The 11,574-nt window shown below is 38.4% G+C and carries 8 protein-coding genes and 1 pseudogene; 3 read left to right on the top strand and 6 right to left on the bottom strand.

From position 1 onward, the window contains the following. Nucleotides 1-2,439, bottom strand: a 2,439-nt coding sequence (locus C0Q33_RS05705; protein WP_133121021.1) for a beta strand repeat-containing protein, incomplete at its 3' end; no start/stop codon positions are given. Nucleotides 2,440-2,689: 250 nt separating this feature from the next. On the opposite strand from C0Q33_RS05705, the gene C0Q33_RS05700 reads away from it, so the two are divergent. Beyond that, entirely contained in the window at nt 2,690-3,019 is a 330-nt protein-coding gene (locus C0Q33_RS05700) for a hypothetical protein (RefSeq protein WP_101477586.1), read from the top strand. 61 nt (nt 3,020-3,080) lie between these two features. Here the strand turns inward: C0Q33_RS05700 and purD are convergent, their stop codons facing one another. Then, nucleotides 3,081-4,346 carry a phosphoribosylamine--glycine ligase gene (purD, locus tag C0Q33_RS05695; protein ID WP_101477585.1) on the bottom strand — a complete coding sequence of 422 codons (1,266 nt, stop codon included), beginning with the start codon at nt 4,344-4,346 and terminating at the stop codon, nt 3,081-3,083. Between the two features lie 64 nt (nt 4,347-4,410). Here purD and C0Q33_RS05690 point away from each other — a divergent pair, with 64 nt between their 5' ends. Continuing rightward, the gene (locus C0Q33_RS05690; protein ID WP_394336915.1) at nt 4,411-4,728 is read left to right on the top strand and encodes a hypothetical protein; all 318 of its coding nucleotides are present in this window, start codon (nt 4,411-4,413) and stop codon (nt 4,726-4,728) included. Nucleotides 4,729-4,775: 47 nt separating this feature from the next. Here the strand turns inward: C0Q33_RS05690 and C0Q33_RS05685 are convergent, their stop codons facing one another. After that, nucleotides 4,776-5,078, bottom strand: coding sequence for a hypothetical protein (locus C0Q33_RS05685; protein WP_101477584.1), 303 nt, complete (start codon nt 5,076-5,078; stop codon nt 4,776-4,778). Between the two features lie 35 nt (nt 5,079-5,113). Here C0Q33_RS05685 and C0Q33_RS05680 point away from each other — a divergent pair, with 35 nt between their 5' ends. Continuing rightward, on the top strand, nt 5,114-5,860 hold the full coding sequence (locus C0Q33_RS05680; protein WP_101477583.1) for a metallophosphoesterase: 747 nt from the start codon (nt 5,114-5,116) through the stop codon (nt 5,858-5,860). A gap of 3 nt (nt 5,861-5,863) precedes the next feature. Here the strand turns inward: C0Q33_RS05680 and carB are convergent. The 3 genes and pseudogenes from carB to C0Q33_RS05665 form a co-directional block, all read right to left on the bottom strand. After that, nucleotides 5,864-9,131: pseudogene (gene carB, locus C0Q33_RS05675) on the bottom strand (carbamoyl-phosphate synthase (glutamine-hydrolyzing) large subunit). Continuing rightward, nucleotides 9,118-10,290, bottom strand: a complete 1,173-nt coding sequence (gene carA / locus C0Q33_RS05670; protein WP_177996810.1) for a glutamine-hydrolyzing carbamoyl-phosphate synthase small subunit — start codon at nt 10,288-10,290, stop codon at nt 9,118-9,120. Before carA ends, carB begins: the two are co-directional and overlap by 14 nt. 92 nt (nt 10,291-10,382) lie before the next feature. Then, entirely contained in the window at nt 10,383-11,567 is a 1,185-nt protein-coding gene (locus C0Q33_RS05665; protein ID WP_101477581.1) for an AAA family ATPase, read from the bottom strand. Between the last annotated feature and the right edge of the window lie 7 nt (nt 11,568-11,574).

Below are 11,574 nucleotides of genomic sequence, written 5' to 3'. Positions count from 1 at the left end.
GGGAGTTGGTGTAGAGGGAGTTGGTGTAGAGGGAGTTGGTGTAGAGGGAGTTGGTGTAGAGGGCGTAGGAGAAGGCGATGACGGTGATACAGTATTTACTGACACTGTGGATGTGCCAGTACTTCCTGAGTGAGTCGAGTCACCTGCATAAGTTGCAGTTATTGTTATACTATTAGTTGGATTTGATGGAGGAGTATATGCAAGACCACACTGATTATTTACCACTACACAGCTAGATGGACTAAATGAACCACCAGCCCCATTATCAGTCCATGTTACCAATCCTGCAATGGTTGAAGAAGGATTTGTAGTATCTGCTATTGATACGATAAAGGAGATTTGAGTTCCAACAGAAAATGTGGCAGGATTTGGCGTAATGGTTGAGGTTGTAGGATCAACTACACTTGCAGACAACGTGGATGAACCAGTACTGGACTGATGTGTGCCATCACCCGCGTAACTTGCAGTTATTGTTATTGCATTTGGAGGATTCACTGCAGGAATATACGTAACAGTACATGAACCTGATGAGGATAGGGTACATGAAGATGAGCTAAATGAACCTGCAGCATTTCCATCACTCCAAGATACAGAACTAGTGGGAGTAGTAGGAGAACTAGAAGTATCAGCAACTGTTGCTGTGAATATCACAGAACCACCAAGGGGCGCTGTAGACGGATTTGGTGTAACAGATAAAGTTGTAGAATCAGTTGTGTTTACGGTTAGATTTGATGTTCCAGAACTTGTTTGATACATAGTATCCCCACTATAGCTTGCAGTAATTACCACATTATTTGGAGAAGTGGTAGATGGAGTGTATGTAACATTACATGTGCCAGTTGCCAATGTGCAAGAAGTTGGATTAAAGTTTCCACCTATATTTCCGTCACCCCAAGTTATTGTTCCTGTTGGAGTGTTTTGAGAATTTGTAGAGCCTACAACTGTTACTGTAAATGTCACTTGTCCCCCAGAGGACACAGATGATGTAGATGATGTCATAGTAACTGTTGCAGGCGAGAGTGAACTTGGTGCCAAGATAGATGTTCCTGAATTGGCAGTATGACCTGTATCACCACTATAGCTTGCTGTAATAGTAATAGTATTTTGTACACTGGAGGATGCCGTATATGTTACATTACACGTGCCAGATGCTAATGTACAGGAAGAAGAACTAAATGTTCCTCCTACACTTCCATCACTCCAAGTTATGGTTCCTGTTGGAGCATTTTGAGAATTCGTAGGATCTGTAACTGTTGCAGTAACTGTCACTTGGGCTCCTGAAGATACGGTTGTTGTAGAGGATGTTACTGCGACAGACGCAGTATCTTGTGTACGTAATAATGATGATGTTCCAGAACTTGTTTGGTGTGTGGCATCTCCGCCATAGCTTGCAGTAATTGTTATGGAATTGGAAGCACTTACAGCCGGAGTGTATGAAGTGGTGCATGTGTTTGCTGACAAGACACATGTTGATGAGCTAAATGAACCTCCTGCATTTCCATCATTCCAAGAGACTTGTCCACTTGGTGTCGTAGGCGAACTGGAGGTATCAGTAACTGTGACAGTAAATGCAATGGCAGTTCCAGACACAAATGGGGAGGAATTTGGAGATATGACAACTGATGGAGTATCCAGTGGGGCAATTGCAACAGAATATGTTGAATAACTTGTCTTATGAGTGGTATCACCAGCATATGTTGCAGTAATTATTACATTGCTTGGAGAAGTGGTAGATGCAATGTATGTTACACTACAGGTACCAGATGATAAAGTGCAGGAAGTGGGATTAAAGTTTCCACCAACGTTTCCGTCACCCCAAGTTATTGTCCCTGTTGGAGCGTTTTGAGAATTTGTCGAGTCGGTAACTGTAGCAGTAACTGTCACCTGTCCTCCAGATGATATGGAAGATGCAGATGATGCCAATATTATTGTCGTAGTATCCTGAGCATTTGATAATGATGATGTTCCAGAACTTGTTTGGTGTGTAGTATCTCCACTATAACTTGCAGTGATCACCACATTACTTGGAGAAGTAGCAGATGTGGTGTATGTGACATTACATGTACTTGATGACAAAGTACAGGAAGATGAACTAAATGTTCCACCAGCATTTCCAGCATTCCAAGTTACTGTGCCTGTAGGCGTGGTAGGTGAACTCGAGGTATCTGTTACCGTTGCAGTTAGAATAACCTGACCTCCTGCAGATATAGTATTGGGATTGGATGTAACTGTAAGAGAAGTATTATCGATAGTAGGAGTATTATTTGTAGTGGCATTATTTCCCGTACTGGTTGTGTTACCACTTGCCATTGCCTGAGAAACAAGAGAACCATTTGAAAATAATGACGAGAACATCACAATTGTGAATAGAAATATGATGAGAATATTTTTTATGCTTTTTTTATTACTTTGTAATAGTGAATTATTATTAATTTCCACGTAAAACAGTAGGAATGATATGGTTTACAGGTATAATCCATTGTGTATCTTTGTTCACTAACATTGTTAATGAACAATGTTTGGCAAATTCTATATCTCAAACTGTCTAATTTCAATACATGTGGGCATTTTTGGATACTAGTGTATGGTCCAGAAATATTATCGCCAATTCCCCAATTCGCCGATAGAAAATCCGTACAGTAGATCCCCCCACAAAGATATTTAGTCTACATAACTCATGAAATCACATATGACACTGATTAAAAAATCGGAATTTTTAGATACCCTAAAAAATAAAATTGGTAAGATTGACAAGAAATCGATCATAGGGTTAATTCTATTACTATCACCATACGTTGTAGGTGTCATAACTCGCCAATCTGCCTCTATTGATAACACACTTCCAAAAAGATTCCCGGCATGTGACAGTTTCATTCATGGGCTCTGCATCCCTACAATGTACATTCCCGTACCTTTAGGAGTTGGTTTTCTTGTCATCAATTTGACCTCATTTCTTTTGAGCGCTTCACTCTTCCTCACAGGTTACTTCATAGTAAAGAAAAAAACAGTTTCAAAGTAAGTGTCATTACAGCAACTATTTAGTTTCTAAAATTATATTTTAAAAATAGGACATTCTATTTTTATTTATATAAAACAAGGCCTTTTTTGCCAATATCTGTTCTACAATATTTAGAAGGCCAAGTAATGGTATCCACTCGGACATAGGCATTTTTTATTGCATCCTCCAGTGTATCACCACTTGCAGTTACTCCTAGTACCCTTCCACCACTTGTCAATACTTTGCCATTTTCTTGTCTAGTACCAGAATGAAAGACCTGTGAATTTGGAGTTATGACATCAAGGCCCAGTATCTCTTCATTTTTGGGATAGGATTCAGGATATCCATTAGATGCCAATACAACACATACCGCACTTTGTTTCTTCCACAAAATAAGTGGTAATGAAGATAGAGTTCCATCGATGCTTGCCTTGATGTAATCAAACAAGTCAGAATCCATGCGCATCATTATTGGCTGACATTCCGGGTCACCCATTCTTGCATTAAACTCCAAGACATATGGCTTACCATCTTTTAGCATTATTCCAGCATACAAAAATCCCTTGAATACAATTCCTTCTTTTTTCATAGAGTGTATAGTCTTTTCAATTACATTTTTTTGAATCTCTTTTGCAGTAGAATTGTCAATTACAGGAGTAGGAGAATATGTCCCCATTCCGCCAGTGTTTGGTCCCTTGTCATCATCATAGATTCTCTTATGATCTTGGCTTGTTGCCATAGGATATGCGACATTTCCATCAGATATTGCAATAAAGGATGCTTCTATTCCATCAATTCTCTCTTCTAGAATAATTCTAGAGCCGGCATTACCAAAGTTTTTCTCAACTAACATCTTGTTTATGGCATCAATTGTTTCAAAAGAATTACTGCAAACAATCACTCCTTTTCCTGCTGCAAGCCCATCTGCTTTAACAACTAAAGGATAATCCACTGACTTTGCAAATTCAATTGCTTTTTTTGGATCGTCAAAGACTTCAAACCTTGCAGTCAATATACCATTTCTTTTCATAAAATTTTTTGCCCAGATCTTGCTTGATTCTAGCTGTGCAGCATTTTTTGTAGGACCAAATATTAAAAGACCTTTTTTTGTAAACTCGTCAACTATGCCCATAGATAATGGAACTTCTGGACCTACAACTGTTACACAGTTGTTCTCTTTAGCAAATTTGGCAAGACCTTCAATGTCATCAGATGAAATATCTACATTGTTTGGAGTGCCACCATTTCCAGGGGCAAAATAAATTTTGTCCACTTTATCACTTTGAGCAAGCTTCCAGCCCATAGCATGCTCTCGTCCACCAGAACCTACAACTAGAACATTGACCAATGCTTTCGGCTTTGATTATGAGGTATATAATCCAAGATTGAATTTAGCAATATTGATTAAAGCAATGATTAGATGTACTTTATTGATTCAAGTAGATACAACAAAAGCTGTTTATCTTTTCACACATGGTAGAAGAGATTTAGAACAAGCCGCAACAGATGCACTTGTTGCAAACGGTTTTGCAAAAGACAAGATATCATCGGCAAGCCCTGACGCTGTAGGAAATATCGGTGATTATATGGCAATGCTTTGGATGCCACCAACTCCTGATCATATAAAAATCCAAAAAATAACAAAGGTGGAAGCAGTAAAACCAGAAGGGATGATCGGACTATGGAAAGGAGTCTCAAAAGAAGATGTATTTACAATACCTCTAAAGTAAATCACAGATAATTTTTATTTTCAATCGAGATTTAGGTGGTATATTGTCTATACAAGATCTTGTACTAGAGCTAAAATAAAACTCTCAAACTCTGAATCTTGAAATTTTACCACCTCAATTTTGTCTTGTTCCACTGCAGCCTTGACTGCACTTAGATGATAACATTGTCTTCCAGTTTCCATTGCGTTATAGAAATAATCCTCACATGAGCAATACCCCAGATCCAAGTCAAGCCAGTGCTCATTTTCTTTTCCCACTACAGTCCAGATCTTTCTGTTGCTTGGCTCAAACAAGTGTAATTTTACACCATTTGATGATATGATAGATTCTACATTTCCAGACTCTTTCACAAGAATTTAATTGAAAAAAGTTACGTATATCTTAAATGGTAAAGACCAGAATCATCCCTTCACAACCAGCCTTAATTTTAGAAGATGAGCAGAGGTTTCTTGTTGTAACGGATTTACACATAGGATTTGAGCTTGGCATGATCTCAAATTATATCAATGTAAGACCAGAGGATATGATCCAAGAGATACATTCTAGTCTTTATTCCCTGATAGAATCTGAAAAGCCCGATACACTCATTCTCCTAGGAGATATAAAATCAGGAATAGAGTCAATCTCAAAGATAGAGTGGCAGACAGTGCCAATGTTTTTTGAGATTGGAAAAAAAATAAACACCATAGTAATACCAGGAAATCATGATGGTAATTTGTCCCGTCTGGTTCCAGAGTATATTACAATGACAGGTCCATCAGGTCTAGTTATAGGAGATACATTGCTGACACATGGGCATGTAATGCCATCTGAGAATTTCTCTCAGATAAACAGAATTGTAATGGGTCATCTTCATCCAGTATATTTCCAAGAAGATTCTGTTTTGGATGGACAACGATTATGGGTATCACTCAAGGCAGACAAGAGCAAAATATTTCCATCAAGTAAAGGTGAGATTGAAATAATCATCGTCCCATCTTTTAACAAGTATTTTTATGCCACAACTAAAAGATATCACAAAAAATCAATCTCTCCAATACTTGAGAGAATAAAAGATCTCTACTCTGCAAAGATTGTAACACTTGATGGAACAATAATTGGAGACGAATCCATACTCAAAAATGTAATTTGATATCTAGCCTATTTTCTCGTATGATTCCAATGGCTTTTTCGTAGTCTCATTATGCTTTAGCCACTCCAAAGTCTTTGCAAAAGAATCTGCAAGCTCTGTAGTTATCAATACAGGAATTCCAAGCTCTACTGCCTTTCTTCTAATTTGATATTCATCATAAAGCATGCCAACATATTTTTCAAGTGTCGAAGTGCTTGGGACGTTTATGATAAAATCAATTTTTCGCTCATATAACAAATCTGCAATGTTTGGTTTTCTTTCAGGCTCACTAATTTTATAGACCACTTCAACATCGCCTATTCTTTTATCAGACAAAAATTCAGCAGTGTGCTCTGTTGCAAGTAATTTGTATCCCAGACTTTTGAGCAAAAGTGCAGTCTGCAACAGTTTTTCCTTGTTCTCAGACCCACCTGCACTGATAAGTACAGAGCCTTCTTTTGGAAGAGAATATCCTACAGATGTCAAACCCTTTGCAAGTGCATCATAGAAACTCTCACCAAAGCATGCAGCCTCACCAGTTGATTGCATTTCTACACCCAATACAACATCGGCACCCTCAAGCTGCATAAAGGAAAACTGTGGTACCTTGATTCCATAATTATGAATTTTACGCCACCTATCTTTTGGAACATGTGGAAGGGTTTTACCCAATACCGCTCGTGCTGCCAAGTTGATAAGATTCATCCTTACAAATTTTGAGACAAAAGGCATGGAGCGTGATGCCCTGATGTTAAGCTCTATCACATAGACTTGATCTTGGTGAATCAAAAATTGCAGATTAAACGGTCCTTTGATCTTAAACGCAACAGCTACTTTTTGGGTATAATCAAGTATAGTATCAATTGCTTTGTTGTTTAGAGTCCAAGGCGGAATACACATCATCGAATCTCCAGAATGAACTCCTGCACCTTCAATATGTTCAATCACTGCACCAATTACAATATTTTCTCCATCACCCACACCATCAACTTCTGCTTCAAGTGAATTTAGCATGAACTTTGTAATAACTACAGGATAATCCGGTGATACATTGGTTGCCTCTTGAAGGTATTTTTTGAGCTGAGTTTCAGACCATACAACTTTCATTGCAGCCCCACTTAGGACATATGATGGTCTTACAAGAACTGGATATCCGACCTTGACTGCAAATTTTTTGGCATCAACGAGACTTGAAAATGCTTGCCATGGAGGCTGCCTGATATTTAGATCATCAAGTACTTTACTAAATGTAGAACGATTCTCCGCTCTATCAATATCTTCAAAAGACGTTCCAATAATTTTAATTCCATTTTGAGCAAGTTTTGGAGTTAGATTATTTGCAGTCTGTCCCCCTACTGCTGTAACAATGCCGTCTAATTTTTCAAATTCTGCAATATCTAAAACTCGTTCTAGTGTTAGCTCTTCAAAGTATAACCTATCACAGATATCATAATCAGTAGATACAGTCTCTGGATTGCAGTTAATTACAGACACTTCTTTTACACCATTTTCTTTTAATCCCCAAACCATGTTTACTGTTCCCCAGTCAAACTCCACACTGCTACCAATCCTGTATGGACCTGCGCCAAGTACTGCAATCTTTTGAGAGTCAGATGTTATCTCAAAATCGCTAGTCTTTCCACCATATGTTAGATACAGATAGTTAGTCTTGGCAGGCCACTCTGCTGCAAGCGTGTCAATTCGTTTTACTACAGGTAAAATTCCCTCCTTTTTCCTTATTTTTCTAATCTCAAGATCATCTCTTCCAGCAAGTCTTCCAATTTGTTTGTCAGAAAAGCCCAAGATTTTTGCCTCATGAAGCACGTCTTTTTCAAGTTTAGACTCTTTGATTCTTTTTTCAGAATGTACTATATTTTGAATTTTTTCTATAAACCACGGGTCAATTGCAGAGAGCTTGTAGATGCGCTCAACAGACATTTCTTGTCTTAATGCCTCTGCCACATAGTACAAGATCCGGTCATCTGCATGTTGAAGTTTATTTTCAATCTCTTCAATGTCGTATTTTTTATCGCCGTTACGATTTGCAACTAGGCCATCATTTCCAATCTCTAGCATTCGTATTGATTTTTGCAATGACTCTTCAAAGCATCTTCCAATTGCCATGACCTCACCTACTGATTTCATGGTAGGACCAAGATTACGATTAGCAAGCTCAAACTTGCCAAAATCCCATCTAGGATGTTTGCATACAATATAATCCAAAGACGGCTCAAAACATGCAGTTGTAGTTTTTGTGATACGATTTACAAGTTCTGGCAAAGTATACCCCATCACAATTTTTGCTGCCATGTATGCAATAGGATATCCGGTAGCTTTACTTGCAAGAGCAGATGATCGAGAAAGTCTCGGATTCATCTCAATTGCAACATACTTATCAGAATCAGGGTCTAGTGCAAATTGGACATTGCATTCTCCGACAATTCCCACATGTTTTGCCGCACGTAATGCTGCAGAACGCAATAACTGATATTCATAATTATCAAGTGTCTGCGATGGTGCAACTACAATATTGTCACCAGTATGAACCCTCATTGAAAGTACATTTTCCATATTACAGATTATCACGTTGTTTCCAGCATAGTCGGCCATCACTTCATACTCGATTTGTTTCCAATGACCCACATATTCTTCAATTAGAACTTGGCCTACAAGACTAGCATTAAGACCACGTGAAACGATTTCATGTAATTCTATTTCATTATGTGCAACGCCTCCACCTTTTCCACCTAGTGTATATGCAACCCTTACGATGACAGGATAACCCAATTCATTTGCAATCTTTTTTGCATCCTCAAAGTTGTATACAGTCCTACTTTTGAGGACAGGTACGTTGCATGCAATCATAGAATCCTTGAAGAGTTGTCTGTCTTCAGTGGCTCGTATTCCAAGCACCTGAGTTCCAAGTACTTTAATGCCATATTTTTTCAAGATTCCAAGTTCGTCTAGTTTTACTCCACAGTTGAGTGCAGTCTGGCCTCCAAAGCCAAGCATTAGACCATCGGGTCTTTCTGCTTCTATGATAGATTCCACATATGCTGGATTTACTGGAATAGAGTATACCTTGTCTGCAAATCTTGTATCAGTTTGAATTGTTGCAATGTTTGGATTTACAAGTACACTCTTGATTCCGTCTTCCTGGATGGCTTTGAGGCATTGGCTACCGGAGTAGTCGAATTGACGGTCACTTGAAGTGACTTTCGCCTGCTTCTCCGATTTTGATTGCCCCACTACCAAGAACTAGAATCTTCTTTAACGACTCATCTTTTGGCATTGTCCTCCCCTATGAGTTTCTTGAGCTCTTCAAAAATAAACATGCAATCAAAAGGTCCAGGTGATGCCTCTGGATGAAATTGTACAGCGATTATCTTTTTTTGTTTATGTTTTATTCCTTCTACTGTTTTATCATCTGCGTTTGTAAACCATAATTTAAAATCAGTATTTTTCAAAGACTCTGGGTCAATACAGTATCCATGATTTTGACTAGTAACATAGACTTGATTATTATCAAGATCAATACAGGATTTGTTTTGTCCTCGGTGACCATACTTTAGCTTGTAAGTATTTGCACCACCTGCCAGTCCCAATATTTGTGCACCGAGGCAAATTCCTAGTGTTGGAATGTTTTTTTCAATGAGTGATTTTGCAGTCTTCATTGTTTCACCACAATTGAGAGGATCACCCGGTCCATTTGAAATTACAACTCCTTTTGGATTATATGATAAAATTTTCTCAATAGAGTAATTCCATGGAACTTTGATTACCTTGTAACCCAGGCTGCGAATATTTCGCAGTATTGCATTTTTTACTCCAGTGTCAATTACTACAATTGATTCTGATTCTGAACCAAATGTTTGTGGCTCTTTTGTAGATACAATATTCATAAACTCCTCATCGTTGTATTTTGTAGCAGATACCAACTTCTTCTTAAGTTCAGATACATCAATTGGAGTATCAGATACTGCAAGTGCCGCCATCATTACCCCACTTGTTCGAAGTTTTATTGTAAGTTCCCTTGTATCAATTCCAGAAATTCCCGGAATTTTTTCATTATAGAGCCATTCATCAAGTGTCAGTGATAAATTCCAGTGGCTTGCAGTAAGGGATAATTCGTGTACGACTAGTCCCCTTACCTGTATCATTTCTGATTCAATGTTCTTTCGCATACCATCAGAGTCTTTTGCCACAGGGTCGGGAACACCATAGTTTCCTACAAGAGGATAGGTAAGTGTCAAAATCTGTCCGCTATAGGAAGGATCTGTGAGCGCCTCAGTGTAACCAGTCATACCAGTATTGAATACGGCTTCACCAAAGACAATAGTGGAATAACCAAAACCCATGCCCTCAAAGACAGTCCCGTCTTCTAAAATTAATACACCAAACTTGTTTGCGTGTTTGGCTTTTTTTGTTGGAATCCTTGAAACCCTCTGCATGTGGATTTTGATAGGAATTTAAATTTTATGCCGATCTAAATTTTTAAAACAGAGATTTCCAACAACTAGAACAAAATTTTTAAAAAATAAATCTAGAGTGCTTTGAATTGTTCAGTCCACTTGTAGTATGCCCTAATCATTTCCATGCTTACACTTGGTTTTCTTCTGGATATAATCTCCTTGAAGTCAGCTGTTGTCAATATACGTGGTTGTGATTTTGGTTCTCCCAATACTTCTTCTCCAAAGTTTGGAGAGTGGAATAAATCATTTACAACCATCAATTGTGCAGATTGACAGATGTCTTTGACATCAGATGCACTATACCCATCTGCAAGTTTTGCAAGCTCGGTGGACTTTACTTTATCATCCTTGTGCAATGGTGCAGTATAGAGATTGAAGAGTGCTTCTCTTGCTTCAAGAGATGGAAGTGAAACATAGACCCTCTTGGTAAATCTCCTAAGAAATGGCCAGTCAAGACTCCATGGCTTGTTTGTTGCACCGATGACATAGAGTTTGAGGTCTTTTCCTTTACCATTGATTCCGTCCATCTCGGTCAAGAATTGGTTTTTGACACGAATCTCTCCACCAATCTCACTGTTACGGTTACCAAGAAGTGAATCTACCTCATCAATGAATAGTATAACTGGAAGTCCTTCTTTTTCTGCCAATCCTCTCGCCATTTGAAATAGCTTGGATACATTTTTCTCAGCTTCGCCTAACCATTTACTCATCATAGAGGCTGCATCTACGTTGATAAAGTAACCATCAATTTCATTTGCAGTAGCTGCTGCAATGACTGTCTTTCCACAACCCGGTGGACCATAAAGTAAGATTCCTCTTGGCCATCCAAGCGGGAACAGGTCTGGTCTCTTTGCTGGATATACAATTGATTCTCGTAAAGCATTCTTTGCGTCATCTAAACCGATAACTTCTTGCCATGTTACGTTTGGCTTTTCCTTCATTATCAGTGAATCTAGTTCATTTTTGGTAAGAGATTGTTTTTGTTCTTCAGGAGTTGCCTTTGGATCTACAGCTGGCTCCAATTCAACATTGTTCATCTGTAATGCCTTGATGCGATTCTGATATGCTGCAGTTCTCTCTTGATATACCCTATTTAGTTTGTTTTCTGGATAAAGCTGGATTAATTTAACAAGTGATTCAATTGCTCTTTGATAATTTGCAATTGCCATTCCTCTGGCACCTTGTGAATCAAGTTTTATTGCCTCTGCGGCAAATTTGCTTGCACTATTTTCTAATTCTTGTGGGGCTAGACTCATAATATCA

Origin of the sequence: Candidatus Nitrosotalea bavarica, from assembly GCF_900167955.1 — an archaeon.
GTDB classification, from domain to species: domain Archaea; phylum Thermoproteota; class Nitrososphaeria; order Nitrososphaerales; family Nitrosopumilaceae; genus Nitrosotalea; species Nitrosotalea bavarica.
Note: the sequence above shows the minus strand (reverse complement) of the source record. Positions and strands in the feature narration are given on the sequence as shown.

Coding starts and splice junctions, on each gene's coding strand:
- C0Q33_RS05700 (WP_101477586.1), top strand. CDS start 2,690: ATGACACTGATTAAAAAATCGGAATTTTTAGATACCCTAAAAAATAAA.
- C0Q33_RS05690 (WP_394336915.1), top strand. CDS start 4,411: ATGATTAGATGTACTTTATTGATTCAAGTAGATACAACAAAAGCTGTT.
- C0Q33_RS05680 (WP_101477583.1), top strand. CDS start 5,114: ATGGTAAAGACCAGAATCATCCCTTCACAACCAGCCTTAATTTTAGAA.
- carA (WP_177996810.1), bottom strand. CDS start 10,290: ATGCAGAGGGTTTCAAGGATTCCAACAAAAAAAGCCAAACACGCAAAC.
- C0Q33_RS05665 (WP_101477581.1), bottom strand. CDS start 11,567: ATGAGTCTAGCCCCACAAGAATTAGAAAATAGTGCAAGCAAATTTGCC.